Annotated in this window: 16 protein-coding genes; 13 read left to right on the top strand and 3 right to left on the bottom strand. The window is 47.7% G+C overall.

Annotated features, from left to right (window positions below; genetic code table 11):
- The first annotated feature begins 52 nt into the window (after positions 1-52).
- The gene (locus FJD32_RS12020; RefSeq protein ID WP_140907322.1) at positions 53-769 is read left to right on the top strand and encodes a FadR/GntR family transcriptional regulator; all 717 of its coding nucleotides are present in this window, start codon (positions 53-55) and stop codon (positions 767-769) included.
- A 93-nt stretch (positions 770-862) separates the two neighbouring features.
- On the opposite strand, the gene FJD32_RS12015 is transcribed toward FJD32_RS12020, so the two are convergent.
- On the bottom strand, positions 863-1,822 hold the full coding sequence (locus tag FJD32_RS12015; protein WP_140907323.1) for a glycoside hydrolase family 43 protein: 960 nt from the start codon (positions 1,820-1,822) through the stop codon (positions 863-865).
- Between the two features lie 185 nt (positions 1,823-2,007).
- Here FJD32_RS12015 and FJD32_RS12010 point away from each other — a divergent pair, with 185 nt between their 5' ends.
- From FJD32_RS12010 to FJD32_RS11960, 11 genes are all read left to right on the top strand, one after another.
- Entirely contained in the window at positions 2,008-3,741 is a 1,734-nt protein-coding gene (locus FJD32_RS12010; protein WP_047536277.1) for an IlvD/Edd family dehydratase, read from the top strand.
- Between the two features lie 60 nt (positions 3,742-3,801).
- Positions 3,802-4,572, top strand: a complete 771-nt coding sequence (locus FJD32_RS12005) for an SDR family oxidoreductase (protein ID WP_140907324.1) — start codon at positions 3,802-3,804, stop codon at positions 4,570-4,572.
- Between the two features lie 80 nt (positions 4,573-4,652).
- Positions 4,653-5,708, top strand: coding sequence for an aldose epimerase family protein (locus FJD32_RS12000; protein WP_140907325.1), 1,056 nt, complete (start codon positions 4,653-4,655; stop codon positions 5,706-5,708).
- Positions 5,709-5,806: 98 nt separating this feature from the next.
- Positions 5,807-6,748, top strand: coding sequence for an ABC transporter substrate-binding protein (locus FJD32_RS11995; RefSeq protein WP_037431307.1), 942 nt, complete (start codon positions 5,807-5,809; stop codon positions 6,746-6,748).
- A gap of 29 nt (positions 6,749-6,777) precedes the next feature.
- Complete coding sequence (locus FJD32_RS11990; RefSeq protein ID WP_109277740.1) at positions 6,778-8,277, top strand: sugar ABC transporter ATP-binding protein; 1,500 nt, start codon at positions 6,778-6,780, stop codon at positions 8,275-8,277.
- Positions 8,278-9,462, top strand: coding sequence for an ABC transporter permease (locus FJD32_RS11985; protein WP_140907326.1), 1,185 nt, complete (start codon positions 8,278-8,280; stop codon positions 9,460-9,462).
- The gene (yjfF, locus tag FJD32_RS11980) at positions 9,459-10,421 is read left to right on the top strand and encodes a galactofuranose ABC transporter, permease protein YjfF (protein WP_140907327.1); all 963 of its coding nucleotides are present in this window, start codon (positions 9,459-9,461) and stop codon (positions 10,419-10,421) included. The genes FJD32_RS11985 and yjfF overlap by 4 nt, the downstream gene beginning before the upstream one ends.
- Positions 10,396-11,532 carry a family 43 glycosylhydrolase gene (locus FJD32_RS11975; protein WP_088585585.1) on the top strand — a complete coding sequence of 379 codons (1,137 nt, stop codon included), beginning with the start codon at positions 10,396-10,398 and terminating at the stop codon, positions 11,530-11,532. Before yjfF ends, FJD32_RS11975 begins: the two co-directional genes overlap by 26 nt.
- A 61-nt stretch (positions 11,533-11,593) precedes the next feature.
- The gene (locus FJD32_RS11970) at positions 11,594-12,595 is read left to right on the top strand and encodes a family 43 glycosylhydrolase (RefSeq protein ID WP_088585584.1); all 1,002 of its coding nucleotides are present in this window, start codon (positions 11,594-11,596) and stop codon (positions 12,593-12,595) included.
- Between the two features lie 103 nt (positions 12,596-12,698).
- On the top strand, positions 12,699-12,866 hold the full coding sequence (locus FJD32_RS11965) for a hypothetical protein (RefSeq protein WP_181159853.1): 168 nt from the start codon (positions 12,699-12,701) through the stop codon (positions 12,864-12,866).
- A gap of 4 nt (positions 12,867-12,870) precedes the next feature.
- Positions 12,871-13,461 carry a DUF4303 domain-containing protein gene (locus FJD32_RS11960; protein ID WP_088585583.1) on the top strand — a complete coding sequence of 197 codons (591 nt, stop codon included), beginning with the start codon at positions 12,871-12,873 and terminating at the stop codon, positions 13,459-13,461.
- 244 nt (positions 13,462-13,705) lie between these two features.
- Here the strand turns inward: FJD32_RS11960 and FJD32_RS11955 are convergent, their stop codons facing one another.
- Positions 13,706-16,093 carry a glycoside hydrolase family 127 protein gene (locus FJD32_RS11955; RefSeq protein WP_140907328.1) on the bottom strand — a complete coding sequence of 796 codons (2,388 nt, stop codon included), beginning with the start codon at positions 16,091-16,093 and terminating at the stop codon, positions 13,706-13,708.
- 106 nt (positions 16,094-16,199) lie between these two features.
- Positions 16,200-17,645 carry an MFS transporter gene (locus FJD32_RS11950; protein ID WP_140907329.1) on the bottom strand — a complete coding sequence of 482 codons (1,446 nt, stop codon included), beginning with the start codon at positions 17,643-17,645 and terminating at the stop codon, positions 16,200-16,202.
- Positions 17,646-17,851: 206 nt separating this feature from the next.
- Here FJD32_RS11950 and FJD32_RS11945 point away from each other — a divergent pair, with 206 nt between their 5' ends.
- Positions 17,852-18,919, top strand: coding sequence for an arabinan endo-1,5-alpha-L-arabinosidase (locus tag FJD32_RS11945; protein ID WP_088585580.1), 1,068 nt, complete (start codon positions 17,852-17,854; stop codon positions 18,917-18,919).
- Position 18,920: the final 1 nt, after the last annotated feature.

The following is an 18,920-nucleotide window of genomic DNA, read 5'->3' as shown; positions in this document are numbered from 1 at the left end:
CTTATCCAGCTGATTGGATTGAGCACAGAGATAGAGAGTTAAAGAGGGCACTATGGCAAATCAGGCAAATAACCGTCCGCAGAATATCCATAACTGGGTGGCAAGCGAATTAGGTTCCCGCATTGTGGGCGGCTTTTATGCGCCAGGTGAATATATCCCTAACGAAAATGCTATCTGTGAAGAGCTGGAAGTATCACGCACCTCTTTAAGGGAAGCCTTTAAGGTGCTCACAGCAAAAGGGCTTATCGAGTCTCGCCCTAAGCTTGGCACTCGAATTCGTGAGCGTCGCCACTGGAATATGTTTGATCCGGTGATCTTAAACTGGTTTTCCCAATCGAAACCTTCCCCTGAGTTTTATACTTCGCTCTATGAAATTCGTGCCGTGTTTGAACCCGCTGCGGCGGAACTGGCTGCCAAGAAACGCACCCCAGAGCAGCTTGAGGTGATTGCGGCTGCTTATGCCAAGATGGAAGCGGCCGAATTAGGTACGGATGAAGTGTATACCTCGGATATCGATTTCCACATGGCGATTTTAGATGCGACCAATAACGAGTTTATGGTATCCCTCGGCGTGTCGATTCAATCTGCGTTGCTCGAAATCTTTAGACTCAGTAGCACAATTCAGGATGACTTTATCCAATCCCTCCCTGGCCACAAAGCCATTTACACTGCGATTGCCGCAGGGGACAGTGAAGGCGCGAAAGCCGAGATGAATAAATTACTCTCGACGTCTCAAGATACAGTGCATAAAAATATCGTGCATAAATAACGGCTTGCTTCAATTTTTAACGCCGCTTTACTGCAAATATAAAAGGTGAACTTAGGTTCACCTTTTTTACTTTGGAGCGAGTAAAAAATAGGATTACTGCGGCTCGTTGATGCCTTCGCTTGTCATATGAATACGCTGTAGGGTGCCATCGGCATTGTAATGCAGCGGGTCAATTGCCACCGAACGTCTAAACTCACCGCCGCCATCCTGCGATGCGCCGGTATGGTAGATAAAGTAGGATTTACCTTTAAATTCAATAATCGCTTGATGGTTTGTCGGCGAGTTGCCCGCCACTTCATTTAAGATGCCTTGGTACTTCCACGGCCCCTGAATGCTATCACTGGTCGCATAGGCAATTTTTTCAGGGAAGCCTGAAGCGTATGAAAGATAATAGGTTTTATCTTTTTTATGTACCCAAAGTGCTTCGGTAAAGTTTGGAATATCAATCGAGTGAATTGGGCCATCGAGTTCAATCATATTGGCTTTTAACTTGGCAAATCTTGGCTTAGTGTTGCCCCAAAACAGATAGGCTTGCTTATCATCGTCGATAAATACCGCAGGGTCGATATCATCCCAATCAATCTCAGTATCTGTGGTCATATCATTGGTGATAATGGCACTGCCGCGGGCATCCTTGAAGGGGCCGAGTGGACTATCTGCAACCGCGACACCTATGGCAAAACCATTGATTTTGTTGTGCCTTGCCGTGACATACCAGTAAAACTTACCTTCTTTTTCAATCACATGGCTTGCCCATGCATCTCCTTTTGCCCAGCTGAAATCCTTCACCGATAACTTGCTACCGTGGGCCGTCCAGTTGTGCATATCCTTAGAGCTAAAAACGAGCCAATCATGCATTTCAAAGAAGGTACGATTGTCCTTTGCAACATCATGGCCAGTATAAAGATAGACAGTATCTTGGTGCACTATAGCGGCAGGATCGGCGGTAAATACATCCGTAAACAAAGGGTTAGCAGCAATTGCCGCTGTACTGGCCGTGGTGATCAATGCCAAACAAGCACTCACACAAATACTAGAAAATGCCTTTTTCATACTTCCTCTATTGTTTTTTGATATTTTAGTATTATAGTAATACCAATACTTTTACGTGCTAGCAATATTAAAGTACAAATTGTTAACTCAGGGCATAGCGTGCGTTTGATCTTAAAAAGCTGAGTATTGTACGAATCGCTCAATAGGTCGGGCAGGGCACGTGCTTTGGAAGACGAAGGTGTCATATGAATAATAAAAAACCGAAAACACTTCGTTCGGCAAGCTGGTTTGGTAGTGATGATAAAAATGGCTTTATGTACCGCAGTTGGATGAAAAACCAAGGCATACCAGAGCATCACTTTCAAAATAAGCCTGTGATTGGTATTTGTAATACCTGGTCAGAATTGACGCCCTGCAATGGTCACCTGCGGGAACTGGCCCAAAGAGTAAAGAATGGCATTCGGGAAGCGGGTGGCATTCCGGTGGAGTTCCCCGTGTTTTCAAATGGCGAGTCCAATTTGCGCCCTAGCGCCATGTTAACGCGTAACCTTGCGGCTATGGACACGGAAGAAGCCATTCGTGGCAATCCCATCGACGGTGTTGTGCTGTTAGTGGGCTGCGATAAAACGACTCCGGCTTTATTGATGGGCGCGGCCAGTTGTGATTTACCGACGATAGTCGTCACGGGTGGTCCCATGCTCAATGGTAAGCATAAGGGCAAGGATGTGGGTTCTGGCACACTCGTGTGGGAACTGCATCAAGAATATAAAGCAGGCAACATCAGCCTCGCCGCATTTATGAATGCCGAAGCGGATATGTCACGCTCAACGGGCACCTGTAACACTATGGGTACGGCATCGACTATGGCCTGTATGGTGGAAACCCTCGGCGTGAGTTTGCCACACAATGCCGCCATTCCTGCGGTGGATTCTCGCCGCCAAGTGTTGGCCCATATGTCGGGAATGCGAATTGTTGATATGGTCAAAGAGGATTTGACCTTAAGTAAAATTTTAAGCCGTGATGCTTTTATCAATGCCATCAAAGTCAATGCTGCCATTGGTGGTTCAACTAACGCCGTTATCCATTTAAAGGCCATTGCCGGCAGGATAGGGGTTGAGCTGTCACTCGATGACTGGCGCCATGGTTACACTGTACCGACCATAGTGAATCTTAAGCCTTCGGGTCAGTACTTAATGGAAGACTTTTACTACGCAGGTGGGCTACCCGCAGTATTAAGGCAGCTGTTTGAGCATGATTTACTGAGTAAAAACACGCTCACCGTCAATGCTGCTAGCCTCTGGGACAATGTTAAAGAGGCGCCTTGTTATAACCAAGAGGTGATTATGTCACTTGAAAATCCCTTGGTTGAAAATGGTGGCATTCGCGTACTGCGCGGCAATCTCGCGCCTCGCGGCGCAGTAATCAAACCCTCCGCCGCCAGCGCGCACCTGATGCAACACCGTGGCAAAGCGGTTGTGTTTGAAAGTTTTGATGATTACAACGCCCGCATCGGCGATCCGGAATTGGATATCGATGAAAACAGCATTATGGTGCTTAAAAACTGTGGTCCTAAGGGATATCCGGGCATGGCCGAGGTCGGCAATATGGGACTTCCACCTAAGCTGTTGAAAAAAGGAATTAAAGACATGGTGAGGATTTCTGATGCGCGCATGAGTGGCACCGCCTTTGGTACCGTTGTTCTCCATGTTGCGCCAGAAGCACAAGCCCTTGGGCCGCTCGCCGCAGTACAAAATGGTGACATGATTGAACTGGATACTTTTGCAGGAAAGTTACAGCTGGAGATCAGTGACCAAGAGTTACAGGCGCGCCTAGCAAAACTCGCGACAGTGAAATCCATTCCAATCAATGGTGGTTATCTCTCGCTCTTTAAAGACCATGTGCTCCAAGCGGATGAGGGATGTGATTTTGATTTTCTCGTGGGATGTCGAGGTGCAGAGATACCCGCACATTCCCATTAAATATGAACTCGTTTTCTTTTATAATGAAACCAAATAATTATTTTAATAAAAGGTTGAGTTATGAAGTTGACTAATCAATACCCGAGTTTACAAGGTAAGACCATTTTTATCAGTGGCGGTGGTACGGGTATTGGGGCTTGCTTAGTACGGTCTTTTTTAGAGCAGGGCGCTAAGGTGGCATTTGTCGACATTTTAGTTGAGGAGTCGACTCAACTTGTCACAGGCCTTAAGCAGACTCAGCCTGACGCCAGTGTGAAATTTTATCACTGTGATCTTGTCGATGTAGTTGCGCTTAAAAGCGTCATTGCTCAGGTTGAAGACGATTTAGGCCCTATCTCAGTATTGATTAACAATGCCGCGTGCGATGAAAGGCATAGCATAGATGAAGTCACGCCAGAATATTGGGACCAATGTTTAAATACCAATTTGCGGCACTACTTTTTTGCCGTACAAGCGGTCAGGCCGCAAATGCAGCGGCTCGGCGGGGGTTCTGTTATCAACTTTGGCTCGATGAGTTGGCACAATCGTCAAGCGGGAATGGCAGGATATACGGCCTCAAAAGCTGGTGTCATGGGCTTAACTCGAGGTTTAGCCGCCGATTTAGGCAAAGATAAAATCCGGATTAATACCTTAACGCCGGGTTGGGTGATGACAAAACGTCAACTCACACACTGGGTAGATAAAGATACGGCAAAACATATCGAAAATAACCAATGTATTAAAGAATATGTAATGCCCGAAGATATTGCTGCTATGGCGTTATTTTTAGCAGCAGATGATAGCAAACTCTGCACCGCACAAAATTTTATTGTCGATGGTGGTTGGATTTAAATATCACAATAAAATTTCAGTTCATTGAATAATGAGGTGAGTGCTGAGTTTATTTTTAAATAAAAGGTAAAGCACTCACCATGCAACTCTCCGTCTCTAAAAAAAATGTAAAACATGCCGCATTTGCGGATGAATTACAATTAGTCACCCTTACCAATAGCCACGGGCTTGAAGTGGTTCTATCAAATTACGGCGCTAGCATTTGGTCGGTAAAGCTTTATGGCAAAGATGAGCAACCTATTTCATTAAGTCTTGGCTATCAAGATATTAAAGATTGGGCGACTAATCCGTATTATTTTGGTATTACTGCCGGCCGTGTCGCGAATCGTATTGGTAAAGCACAATTTCCTTTAGCAGGTAAAACGATTCAATTAGTAGCCAACGAAGGCAATAACCAACTTCACGGCGGACCTAAAGGATTAAGCCATTGCACTTGGCAGGTTGAGACTTTGCAGAACAGTGACAGTGTGGTGGCGGTTTTCAGCATTACCAGTCCCGATGGCGATCAAGGATTTCCGGGTAATCTTGCCATTAAGCTAGAATACCGCCTCAATGAAAACAATGAATTAATCCTAAGTTATCACGCCTCTTGCGATCAAACCACACCCGTCTGTTTAACCAATCATGCCTACTGGAATCTTGCCTCAAACAAACAGCAAGGTATTTTGGAGCATGAGTTAACCATCCATGCCAGCCATATTCTTGCCCTAGATAATGAACAGATCCCAACCGGCGAATTAATCTTAGTCGACGATAGCGCCTACGATTTCAAACAACCAAAGGCAATTGCCGCAGATATTAAGCAATTAGCTAATGGTTATGATCATTATTTTGTGATGGATAGAAATCCTGACAATAAAAACAGTTTGCAGACAATTGCAGTGTTAAAAGATCCGCTTTCTGGCCGAGAACTCGAAATTAGTACCACGGAAGTCGGCGTGCAATTTTACAGCGGTAACTTTCTCGATGGCAGCCATATTGACGATGAAGGTTATAGCATTAATCAATTCCATGGGCTCTGTTTAGAAACCCACGGTTATCCGAATGCGGTCAATATTGATCATTTTCCGAATGTCATGCTTGAGGCAAATACTCAATATCAACAAATTACGGTACATAAGTTTAAGAATATTTAATTCAATAAAGGCGAAATAATATTTATTTATACGAGTTAGCCTGCTGATTTTAGCAGGCTAGGGGATCTCTGTTACCTAAAGTTATAAAGGGAATAATAATGAAACATAATAAAATCATTACCGCATTGGGATTATGGGCTGTAAGTGCCACTTGTGCCTACGCCACTACGGTAGGCTTTTCACAGGTTGGGTCTGAGAGTGGTTGGCGAACGAGCTTCAGTGAAGCTGTTAAAGCTGAGGCCAAACAGCGGGGTATAGATTTAAAATTTGCCGACGCTCAGCAAAAACAAGAGAACCAAATCAAAGCCGTGCGTAGCTTTATCGCCCAAGGCGTGGATGCCATTATTATCGCGCCTGTAGTGGAAACAGGCTGGAAGCCAGTGCTGAGAGAAGCGAAACGCGCCAACATCCCTGTAGTGATAGTAGACCGTAATATCAAGGTCGATGATGATTCCCTATTCCTCACCCGTATCGCCTCCGACTTTACCGAAGAAGGCCGCAAGATTGGCCAATGGCTCATGGATAAAACCCAAGGCAACTGTGATATCGCCGAATTACAGGGCACAGTCGGGGCAACCGCAGCGATTGATCGCGCCACTGGTTTTAACCAAGTGATTGCCAATTATCCCAATGCCAAGATTGTTCGCAGCCAAACCGGCGAATTTACCCGTGCTAAGGGTAAAGAAGTGATGGAAGGTTTCCTCAAGGCCCAAAACGGTCAGCCACTGTGCGCCGTGTGGGCGCATAACGATGAAATGGCCCTGGGTGCCGTGCAAGCCATTAAAGAAGCAGGTTTAAAACCGGGCAAAGATATTCTGATCGTCTCCGTGGACGGTGTGCCCGATTACTTTAAGGCCATGGCCGATGGTGATGTGAACGCCACGGTTGAACTTAGCCCTTACTTAGGTGGCCCAGCGTTTGATGCTATCGATGCGTACCTTAAGGGCAATAAGGAGCAGCCTAAGCTTATCAGCACCACGGGTGACGTATTTACCCAAGAAACCGCTGCCGCCGAGTACGAAAAGCGTCGCCATCAATAGTCAGATTGACGCTTTCTTGGGGAATAGCTATGAGCCTTATTTTAGAACTCAAGCAGATCAGTAAGCACTATCCGGGCGTAAAAGCCCTTGAGGATGTGAGTTTGCGGTTATTTGCGGGGGAAGTTCACGCCCTGCTCGGCGAAAACGGTGCGGGTAAATCGACGCTGGTGAAAGTGATGACAGGCGCCCAGTCAAAAGATATGGGCGACATCCTCTTTCTTGGCGAGCCGCAACATTTCAACACACCAATGGATGCGCAAAAGGCAGGGATCAGCACGGTTTATCAGGAGGTGAACTTAGTGCCTAACCTGACCGTGGCACAAAATTTGTTCCTCGGTTACGAACCGCGCCGTCTTGGGCTGATCCATTTCAAAAAAATGTATGCCGATGCGCGCGCAGTGTTAACCCAGTTTAAGCTGGATATCGATGTTAGCGCGCCGCTGTCGGACTATTCCATCGCGGTGCAACAACTCATTGCCATCGCCCGCGGTGTTGCCATGTCGGCCAAGGTATTAGTGCTCGATGAGCCTACGGCGAGCTTAGATGCCACAGAAGTCCAAGTGCTATTTGGGATCTTAAACCAGCTCAAAGCCAAGGGTGTGGCTATTGTTTTTATCACACACTTCCTCGATCAGGTTTATCAGATAAGCGATCGCATTACCGTACTGCGTAATGGGCGATTTATCGGCGAATATCTGACGGCCGAATTACCACAGCCTAAGCTGATTGAAGCTATGCTCGGGCGTTCTTTGCAGGAGCAATTGATTGATAAACAGGAAAAGGAGCGCACCGTCACCCGCGCTGAGGCTGTGCTCTTGTCCCTCAAAGATGTGTCGGTAAAAGGTTCAATCCAATCGATGAATCTTACCGTACCTAAGGGGCAGGCGGTCGGGCTTGCGGGTCTTTTAGGATCGGGGCGCAGCGAAGTCTGTAACGCCGTATTTGGGCTGGATTTAGTCGATAGCGGCAGTATTCATTTGGCGGGGCAGAAACTCAAGTTGTCGCAACCCGTGGATGCGATCAGCGCCGGGATCGCCCTGTGCCCTGAAGATCGTAAGATTGACGGCATTATCGGCCCTTTGTCTATCCGTGAAAACATCATCCTCGCGCTGCAGGCACGTATCGGTTGGTGGCGGTATTTATCTAAAGCTCGGCAGCAGGAAATTGCCCAGTTCTTTATCAATAAATTACAGATTGCAACCCCAGATGCGGATAAACCCATAGAACAGTTGAGTGGCGGTAATCAGCAGAAGGTGATCCTCGCGCGTTGGTTAGCCATAGAGCCGATTTTATTGGTACTGGATGAGCCGACCCGTGGCATCGATATTGGTGCCCACGCTGAAATCGTCAAGCTTATCAGAAGCCTGTGTGATGACGGCATGTCACTATTGGTCGCATCGTCCGAGCTTGATGAGCTTGTGGCCTTTTCAAATAAAGTCGTGGTGCTACGCGACAGATATGCAGTACGTGAACTTTCAGGCGCGGAACTGACCTCGCAACATGTAATGCAAGCGATTGCGGAGGGATAAATGAAAAACTCTGTCCAAACCCTATCGACCGAATCATTTTCGCCTGAGTCGAACTCATCTGAGCGACAACGGATGCAGGAAAGCCACAAAACCATGGTTCAAGAAAAAAATGCCCGTTACCAAGCGGGCAAGTCGACCTCCATTGGTCGATACCTCTGGCCACTCTTGGCTTTAGGTATTCTGTTACTTGCCAATCTGTTTATTGATAGCAGTTTCTTTAATATCAGCTATCAAGACGACAGACTCTATGGCTCTTTGATTGATATCTTAAATCGCAGTGCACCCGTGGCGCTGCTCTCCATTGGCATGAGTCTCGTGATTGCCACTGGCGGTATTGACCTGTCGGTTGGTGCCGTGATGGCGATTGCGGGCGCCGTTTGCGCGAATCTACTGTTAGTGCCGGATTTAAGCTTAGTCATCGTCATTGCTGCAGGCCTGAGTATTGGGCTCTTAGCCGGTTGTATTAATGGCGGTCTGGTGAGTTTCTTAGGCATTCAACCGATTGTCGCAACCTTGTTGCTTATGGTGGCAGGGCGCGGTGTTGCTCAGCTTATCAACCAAGGGCAAATTATCACCTTCCAGCACCCAGGCTTTGCCGCTATTGGCGTGGGCCAGTTTTTAGGCCTGCCGATGCCAGTGTGGATTGTGATTGGGATGCTGATCTTTAGCCAATTACTGCTACGTAAAACCGCCTTAGGGCTGTTTATCGAAGCGGTGGGCTGTAATGCCAAGGCGAGTCGTTACCTTGGGATCAACGATAAATCCATCAAACTGTTTGCCTATGCCATTGCGGGTCTGTGCGCGGCATTGGCCGGCATGATCAGCACCGCCGATATCCAAGGTTCAGATGCGAATAATGCCGGACTGTGGCTTGAGCTCGATGCCATATTAGCAGTGGTTATTGGCGGCGCCGCACTCACGGGCGGGCGTTTCTCCTTGATTCTGTCGGTCGTCGGCGCGCTGATCATCCAAACCTTAGCGACCACCATTATCGTCAGCGGTTTACCCGCTAAATTTAACTTGCTGATCAAGGCCATCGTTATCCTGACCGTGCTGCTGTTGCAATCGGCTAAATTTAGGCGCCAATTGTCGGCGCTATTCAAATCCAAGCGCCAAGCGGATGCAAAACCAGCAGAAAAGGGCACAAGTGCAAAAGTCAGCACAGCGACAGGAGAAAAACCATGATAGCAAGACGTTTTATCCCGCTGTGGATCACCGCCTCATTGCTGCTGACGATGTTTCTGGTCGGCACCTTTCAGTTTGACGGTTTTGCCAGCGGCCGAGTAGTCACCAACCTGTTGCGTGATAATGCTTTTTTACTTATCACCGCATTAGGCATGACCTTAGTGATTATCTCCGGGGGCATTGATCTTTCAGTTGGCGCCGTCATCGCCTTAAGTGGGGTTGTCAGCAGTTTATTGATCACTGAGTACCAGTGGCATCCATTGTTGGCCTTTACGGTTATCTTGCCCCTTGGCACGCTGTTTGGCGCACTCATGGGCAGCATTATCCATGTGTATAAGTTGCAGCCTTTTATCGTGACGCTTGCGGGCATGTTCCTTGCGCGGGGCTTAGCGACGACGCTCAGTGAAGAGTCGATTGCCATTGACCATCCATTTTACGATGCGGTGGCCGAGATAAGCATTGCACTACCAGGCAATGCTGCGCTCGATTTAAGCTCACTGATCTTTATTCTGTTTTTTGTGATTATCGCCATTGTGATGCATTACAGCCGTTTCGGCACCAATGTGTATGCCATTGGTGGCAATCAACATTCTGCTGAACTAATGGGGATTTCCATCGCTAAAACCACTATCAGTATTTACGCCATCAGTAGCTTTCTGGCAACGCTGGCGGGCATTGTCTTTACCTTTTACACCTTCTCTGGCTATGCGCTTGGCGCCATTGGCGTCGAACTGGATGCCATTGCGGCCGTGGTCATTGGCGGCACGTTACTGACGGGCGGCAGTGGATTTGTGCTCGGCACTGTACTTGGAGTGATTTTGATGGGGGTGATCCAAACTTATATCACCTTCGATGGCAGCTTAAGCAGTTGGTGGACCAAGATTGTTATCGGACTCTTATTGTTCTTTTTCATCCTATTACAGAAACTCTTGAATGGACGCAAAAAACAACATGGATAATCGTCAACCTAACCTGTCGGTCTTTCGGCGCTTGCCTTTGACCTGTGGCTTACTCGCCGCATTGGCACTGCCATTAGCGCAAGCCGTGCCTGTGCTTGAGATTAGCCGCGCACAATCCCACAGCGCCACGGCGCAAGCCCTCGATGCGAAGGCGCCCTTTATCGAGAGAAGGGCGGATCCTTGGGTGATCCGCGATGATGACGGCAGTTACTACTTTATTGCCTCTGTGCCTGAGTTTGACCGCATCGAACTTCGCCACGCCAAAACCATAGATGGTTTACGCCAAGCAACGCCTAAAACCCTGTGGCGCAAGCATGAAACTGGCCCCATGAGTATCGATATTTGGGCGCCAGAGCTGCACAAAATCGATGGTCGCTGGTATATCTATTTTGCGGCCAGCAATAAGGATGTGCGTTTTCATAACCGCATGTTTGTCTTAGGCCTTGAGGGTGACTCGCCGATGACGGGCCAATGGCAAGAGCTAGGTAAATTACAGTCGGCGCAGGATGCCTTTTCCCTCGATGCGACCAGCTTTAGCCTGAAGGGCGAGCGTTATTTTATTTGGGCGCAGCAGGATAAGGCCAAGCGTTACAACACCGGTTTAGTGATTGCCAAAATGCTCTCACCAACTCAACTCTCTGATAACGAAGCCATTATCAGCGAGCCCTTATTGGATTGGGAACGTTTAGGCTTTAAAGTCAACGAAGGCGCTGCGGTGTTGGTTAAAAACGGTAAAGTCTTCGTGACCTATTCCGCCAGTGCCACGGACGACCGTTATGCCATGGGGCTATTATGGGCCGATGAAAATGCCGATTTACTCGATCCCAAGAGTTGGCATAAATCGCCAAGCCCAATCTTTACCACTGAGCCTAGCCTGAATCGTTTTGGTCCTGGCCATAATAGTTTTGTGCTGGCAGAGGATGGTAAAACCGAGCTGATGTTTTACCATGCTCGTAATTACCTTGAGCTGCAGGGGACACCATTGACTGACGGTAATAGACACACATACTACCGCGCCATTCGCTGGTCGGCGGACGGTTTCCCAGTATTTGATAATCAGCAGAGCGATAGCCAAACCCTGCATCAGCAAGACACGCAATCCCGCGAATAAGCGAAATGCGTTTAACAGACACGAACCGCACACTTAAGTAATCGAAATAGACAGGTTTTCCATGATAAGAGCAACAAACAGCCCCCTAGTCGAGCAGCGCGCCGATCCCTTTGTGTATCGACATAGCGACGGTTATTACTACTTTACGGGCTCTGTTCCGACCTACGATCGGATTGAACTGCGTAAATCCAAGACCTTAGACGGCTTGAAAGACGCCCAAACCTTCGATATCTGGTTTAAACACCAAAGCGGCCCGATGAGCCGCCACGTATGGGCACCCGAGATCCATTATATCGACGGCAAATGGTACATCTACTTTGCGGCCAGCGAAGAAGAAAATATTTGGGCCTTACGCCCCTATGTGCTTGAGTGCCAAGGGCAAGATCCCTTGAATGATGAATGGATTGAACTTGGCATGATGCAGGCGGCCGATGGTGATAATAAGTCATTTATCGACTTTTCCTTAGATGCGACCATTTTTGAAAACAACGGTAAGCGTTACTTCTGCTGGGCGGAGAAAACCGGCGGTCAATTTGCGGCATCCAACCTTTATTTAGCGGAAATGGCATCGCCCATCAAGTTAAAGACGGCGCAATTCATGCTCACCACCCCAGATTACGATTGGGAACGAGTCGATTTTTGGGTTAACGAAGGGCCTGCAGTGCTTAAACATCAGGGGAAAATTTTTATTACTTTCTCGGCCAGCGCCACAGGTGCTTGTTATTGCATGGGTTATATGGAGGCCGATGAGCATGCTGATTTGCTCGATCGTAACTCATGGAAGAAAACCCGCCAGCCAGTGCTGTGCACTGATGTCGACAAGCAAATCTTCGGCCCTGGTCATAACAGTTTCACCGTGGCTGAAGATGGCGTAACGCCCATCTGTGTGTACCATGCCCGTGATTATGAACATGCAGAGGGCGACCCAAGTGTGGTACCTAACACAGATACCCGTCCATTAGCGCAAATAATTAAAGATCCACTCTATGATCCCAATCGCCATGCGCGAACGTTAGCGGTGTCATTTGATGAGAGCGGGCGTCCCTTGTTCAACCTCTACTAATTGATTTGCCACCACATATGATGTGATACCCGCGGGGCATGCTTCAGCAGCCCCGCTTTTTTATGCCTGACTGAAGCGCTATTGCTGCTTAGGTGAAGCGCTATTGTTTAGGATCGCACGCAAAACAAGCTATTCCAATCACTTAACCGATGCAACCTTTGAACCTATTGATGTTATATTACCGCCCGAGCATTCACATTGTGGGCAGAAGTACTGCCTGCGTGTGAAAGTGAATGTCAGTGATGATGATTTTGCCAAGTTCGAGGAGTAGGGAAATGGCGATAAACAAGGACAAACTTAGTGCAAATATTGAAGCAAGAATGGATGAATTTACTCAGGAAATAACACAGGCACTTGCGAAATATTACGATTGGTGGCTGTCAGAATATCCGGCGCAGACCCTCTACGGTTTTTGCTTGTACAGCACGCCCTTAGTGGAATATTTAGGCGTCACCCTTTTCACCGAGGAAGGCCTGACGGCCGTCGCAGAGCAATATCAAAACGCTCATCGTTTTCGGCATAAATCCCTCGCACAGCTTAAGCAAACGCTGCGCTGGTCGGCCTGCGACTCTCCACATCACAATGAAAATGAAGACATTTTTGAGGCAGTTAACGACAAACTTCAATTGCTGCTTGAGGACGCTGAAGCGCTTGAGTCCGAAGAGGCATTTGATGCTTACCTTAAAGCCTTGTACGCCATATTAGTCAGGGCGCTCAATGAGGTTAAAGCCATGCGCCCGCTAAACCCGCAGGCAATATTGTTCTCCGTCTGGTTTGGCGATCAAAGCGATGTTGATATCGATTATTTTGTTCAAAGTTGCAATAACAAAGAGATGGCCGCTAGTTTTTATCAGCAATGGCGTTGAATATTGCTAACAAAAATTTTCAACACAACTTGCTTATTTCGTCTGTTACCTACGAGGTCCCACTCAATATTGACAGGTAGTGGCTGATATTTACGGCGAGTCGCATAGGCCACCAGCAAACATCAGGTAGTGCCAAGCGTAGAAACTCTGGGTAAGGGGATAAAAACAAGGGAAAGCGTTTCACTTTCCCTTATCTGAATCAGTGTTTTGAGCCCGAGTTTTTATATGAGCTCGGGATGCTCGCTTACTGAGTCGAGGTTGGCTCGCTTTTTAGCAGGCGCACCTCATATAAACCGCCAGCAATCGAGCCCGGTTTTGCCACAAATTTCACCCTGAAGGGCACTGTACTATCCAAAAGCATATCGGCGGGAATAGGGTAGTCGACACTATAAAATGTTGGCCCCTTATCGGCAGGCAGAGTGACTTCGGCAAGGCGTTTATCGTTGATCAAAATATCAAAACGTCGCCCTGCATCCAAACCAAAGTAAGTTAAGCGCAATATGGGTTGCGGTTCACCTTTGGCATCGAGTTGATAGCTAAACCAATCCTGGGCATGGCGCCAATGGCGATTACCATTAAGGCCCGCTTCACTCTTTGATGCCTTAAAGAAATGATCCGACTCAGGTTGCTGCTCACCGGGCTGCACACTATCTAAGGTTTGCGCCATCAGCTTGGCTTCCATCTGGGCTTTTTGAGCTAACGCTTGCTGTTTCTGCTGCCATTCATCGGGAGCGCTCTGGCCAAAATACAAGGTATAGCGGCTGTCATGCAGACGAAAGAAGGGGATCAGCGTGATTGGGCTCGCTTGATTTGTACGAGCTTTCCCGGTGGTAAATTGCAACTGACTCATGGGCTCACGGCGGATATCGGTTAAAAAGCGGGTACCATCGCTGATAAAAATCGGCGCCTGACTGGGTTCGCACATAGGGCCACTGGCAATATGCCCAATGCGACTGGCATCACCGATAAAATTTAAGGCTTCATTGGCGATAGGCGCGGTTTTTGCCGCTAACACAATTGGCCCATAGAGTACTGAGTAATAGGCGGTTTTATCAGGCAGCTGCTCGAGACTAATGTCCATCGGTAAGGTGATGGTCACGCTATCGCCCTTACGCCAGTGCCGCGTTAAGGGAATATATTGCCCTTGAGTCGTTTTAAACCTTTGTGGCTCGCCATTAATACTCACGGCCACATCACCCTTAGCCCATGTGGGATAGCGCAGATTGAGGGTAAAGTCCGCCTTCTGATGGATAATCACCTGCGAAGTATTGTCATCGGGAAACTGAGTTTTTTGGCTAAGGCTGATGCCCTTGGCTTTCCAGTTGACCTCGGAATCGACAAACAGGTTCACAAACAGATTGTTGTCCTCCTCGGCATAGATGAGCTCGCCGTATTTAGCATGGTTTTCGATACCGGAACCAACACAACACCACATACTTTCCTGCGCCGAGGAATAGACGCGGTAATGGTCTGGGCGCATTGGCGTAAAATACACTAGGCCGCCAGTTTGCGGATGCTGGGACGAGAGAATATGGTTGTAGAGCGCGCGCTCGTAGTAATCGATATAACGTAAATCACGTTTGTTTTCATAGAGTAATTTAGACAGTTTCAGCATGTTGTAGGTATTGCAGGTCTCAGGGCCTTCTACCGAATCGAGCATACTGCTGAAGTCTTCGCTAGGATGAAAATGCTCGCGCACACTGTTGCCACCGATGGAAACGCTGCGCTGGTGAACCACTTGCTGCCAAAAGTAATCGGCGCTCTCTAACCACGCCTTGTTATGACTCAGCGCGGCAATACGTGCCACTCCCACAATTTTAGGAATTTGTGTATTGGCATGTAGGCCCGTCAGTTTATCTTGATGCTGCAACAGGGGTTGTAACAGGCTTTGATCCGTATAGCGATTCGCAAGATTTAAGTATTTGTTTTGACCTGTAATGCTGTACACATCCGCTAAGGTTTCATTTAAGCCACCGTATTCGGTGCGCAGCATAAGCTGCAGCTGCTCATCAGTTAGATTGCGACTTAAATCCAGCATCCACTCGGCAAAACCGACGAGCATTTTCTTCGCCGTAGGATTTTGAGTATAAAGATAGGCATCCCGCAGGCCGGCAAATACCTTATGCAGGTTATACCAAGGCACCCATGATTGGTTGAGCGTAAACAGATCCGCTTCAATATGACCAGCGGCGACCTGCTGCCATAATTTATCTCCATGGGGGACACCGCCCACGTAACCATTGCCATGGGCCTGTTGACACTTTTCCAACTCGGCCACCATGTAGTTGAGTCGTTCAAGCACCGCCTGATCGCCCGTAGCAGCATACATTAAGGCCAATGCCGATAGATAATGCCCACCGATATGGCCATCAAGGCCCGTATTTTCCCAATTGGGGTAGTTGTCGGCGGTAGTCGCGATTCCCGCTTCCTTACGGTAAGGAGCCAGTAGTCGCTCGGGATCCATCGACATGATGTAAGCCAAATCGGTCTGCTGGGCATGCAGAAACGGCCCGGCAGTGAGACGCACATCGTTTAGGGGAATGGGGGTAAGGCTAGCAAAACTTAGCTGGGATACGAATGGGCAAGTTAATGGCAATAACAGGCAAAGGCCAAACAATCGGGCAGTGTTCATCTTGGCTCCCTTATTATACGGATTGGAGTTTTACGTTTGGATTAACTCAGTTTTTGCGTGATAAAAAAGCCCCTGGGTAGGGGTTTATGGTGTTATCGCAGATAGATTACGCCGATACTTGAGGCGCAGCAGTCTTAGACGTTATGGCCTTAGAGGCTTCAGTGCTAGAGGCTAGAGCCTTAGACGTCAAGTTGGCGTCCGTTTGGCTTGAATGGGCCTGCTCGGGTAAAGCCTGTTTGATTTCTTCATACACGCGGTCAGAAATCTTATATTTGAACATCAGTAAGCCCATCAGCGCGTGGAATGCGCCAGGGATCACCGTCAACATTAACGAAATGCCGGTCAACGCAAACTCGCTTTGGGTTTCACCGGGTTGATAGTTGAAGTAGGTCAGCAGCATACCGACCACAAATCCCGCCGCGCCCATTCCCGCTTTTTGGGCGAATGAGATCCCGCCAAAGGCAAGGCCAGAGACCCTGTGGCCCGTTTTGACTGTGCCATAATCCACCGACTCGGAAATCACCGACCAGAAGACAGGCGCATGTAAATCCACCACAAATGAAATCGCAAAATAGAGTACGAAGGCCAGCACTATGTCCCCCGGTTGCACGGCAAAGAACATAATGACGCTTAAGATCCCAACCGCGATCTGGCTGTAACGGAAGAGTTTAAGTTTGCAGTAACGCTTAGTGATCCAAGTCGAAGCCACCATGGCCAGAATCGCTGCGCCCACACCGGTCGATAGAAATGCCGAGAGCATTTTGGCATCGCCGCCCAAGTAGTAGGTGGCGTAGTAGGCAGCTACCGAGCCGCGGATCACATAGCCAATGGTGCCAATCACACAAATCGCAGTTAACACTAGCCATTGATCGTTTTTAAACAATAATCGCAGTTGCATGGCGACAGGCTTAGTTTCAACCTTATAAGCCACGCGCTCTGTGGTCGTGAAAAAGCAAAATAAAAACAACAGTGTTGCCATTAATGCCATCACGCCCATGGCTTTTTGATAACCCGCGGCAATGTTATCACCGCCCCAAGACGACGCTAACATAGGCACGATAATGGTCACTAAAAAGGCGGCAATTTTGGCGAAGAACAAACGATAACCATTGGCGGATAAACGCTCTTTCGGATCGTCGGTGATCACACTGATAATCGAAATATATGGAATAGTGACGGTGGTAAAGATGATAGTGACCAGAATATAGGTCGAATAGGCCCAGATAAGCTTGGCATTGTAATCCCAATCCGGGGTTGAGAAGGTTAAGAAGACCGAAATACCAAAGGGAATCGCCATAAACAGGAAGTAGGGGCGATATCTTCCCCAGCGGGTGGTCACTTTATCGTTAATAATGCCCATTAAAGGATCGGTAATGGCATCGATAAGCCGGACCAGCAGGAACAAAATCCCGACATCGGCGGGCTTTAACCCAAAAATATCGGTATAAAAGAAGGTAATAATTAACATCATTGACGAAATCACCACGTTAACGGCCATGTCCCCGGAGCCGTAACCGATCTTTTCAATGACTGACAATTTATGAGAACTCATCAGAAATCCTTATTATATTTATTATAAACAGTGAGTTATTGTGTTATTTTGCGATTTACCGCATCCGCAATGTTAACACATTTTTCTCCTGTTAATTTTTTTGCATTTGATTGTTACTTCCTTGTCCGATAGTATGATAACTTGATTCATCATACAATAGCATAATAGCTATTTTATTAAATAGGATGAGGTAATAAGGAGAATTAATGCCAGCCATAAGAATCACACCGAAAACAGCTCTAAAACGTCACCTTAAGATGCTCAATTGTGCGCTGCTGGGCATATTGGGAACCCTAGGCCAAGTAAGTGCCAAGCAGGTGAGTATTCATGATCCTGTGATGGCGAAAGAGAACGGGCAGTACTATCTCTTTAGCACTGGCCCTGGCATTACCTATTATTCCTCAAAAGATAAAATCCATTGGACGCTGGCGGGTCGAGTATTTGAGACCGAACCTAGCTGGGCGAGTGAGGTGGCATCAGGGTTTAATGGCCATTTATGGGCACCGGATATTATTGAGCATAACGGCTTGTTCTATCTGTATTACTCAGTATCAGCCTTTGGTAAAAACACCTCTGCCATTGGCGTGACAGTCAATAAAACCCTCGACAAAAACTCAAAGGACTATCAGTGGGCAGATAAGGGGATCGTTATTCAATCAGTGCCAAATCGTGATGCATGGAACGCGATTGATCCCAATATTATTGTCGATGAAAAGGGCACGCCTTGGATGAGCTTTGGCTCCTTTTGGCAAGGGTTAAAACTGGTCAAGCTCAACCCAGACTGTATCTCCATTGCCAAGCCTGAAGAATGGCACACGCTAGCCAAGTTAGAACGCCCCGCGTTAGTTGCCGAAACGGAGCCAGGTCCTGCACAAATCGAAGCGCCTTTTATCTATAAAAAAGATGACTATTACTATCTTTTTGTCTCCTATGGCCTTTGCTGCCGTGGGGATGACAGCACCTATCACTTAGCCGTGGGCCGAGCCAAAACGGTGACTGGGCCTTACCTCGATAAAGAGGGTAAAGACATGGCACAGGGCGGTGGCTCAGTATTACTGCATGGCACTAAGGACTGGCCTGGATTGGGCCATAACAGTGTTTATAACTTCGATGGTAAAGATTACTTAGTCTTTCATGCCTATGAATCCGCCGATAATGGCTTACAAAAACTCAAGATGGCGGAACTGAGCTGGCGCCAAGGTTGGCCCGTGGTCGATCCTAAGGTGCTCAATCAATACCAGAGCGTATTAGTTGCACCCGAAGGAACAAAATAAT

The sequence above is a fragment of the Shewanella sp. LC6 genome (assembly GCF_006385735.2).
Classification (GTDB): Bacteria; Pseudomonadota; Gammaproteobacteria; order Enterobacterales; family Shewanellaceae; genus Shewanella; species Shewanella xiamenensis.
The sequence above is the reverse complement of the archived record's forward strand: the minus strand, read 5'-3'. Positions and strand labels throughout refer to the sequence as shown.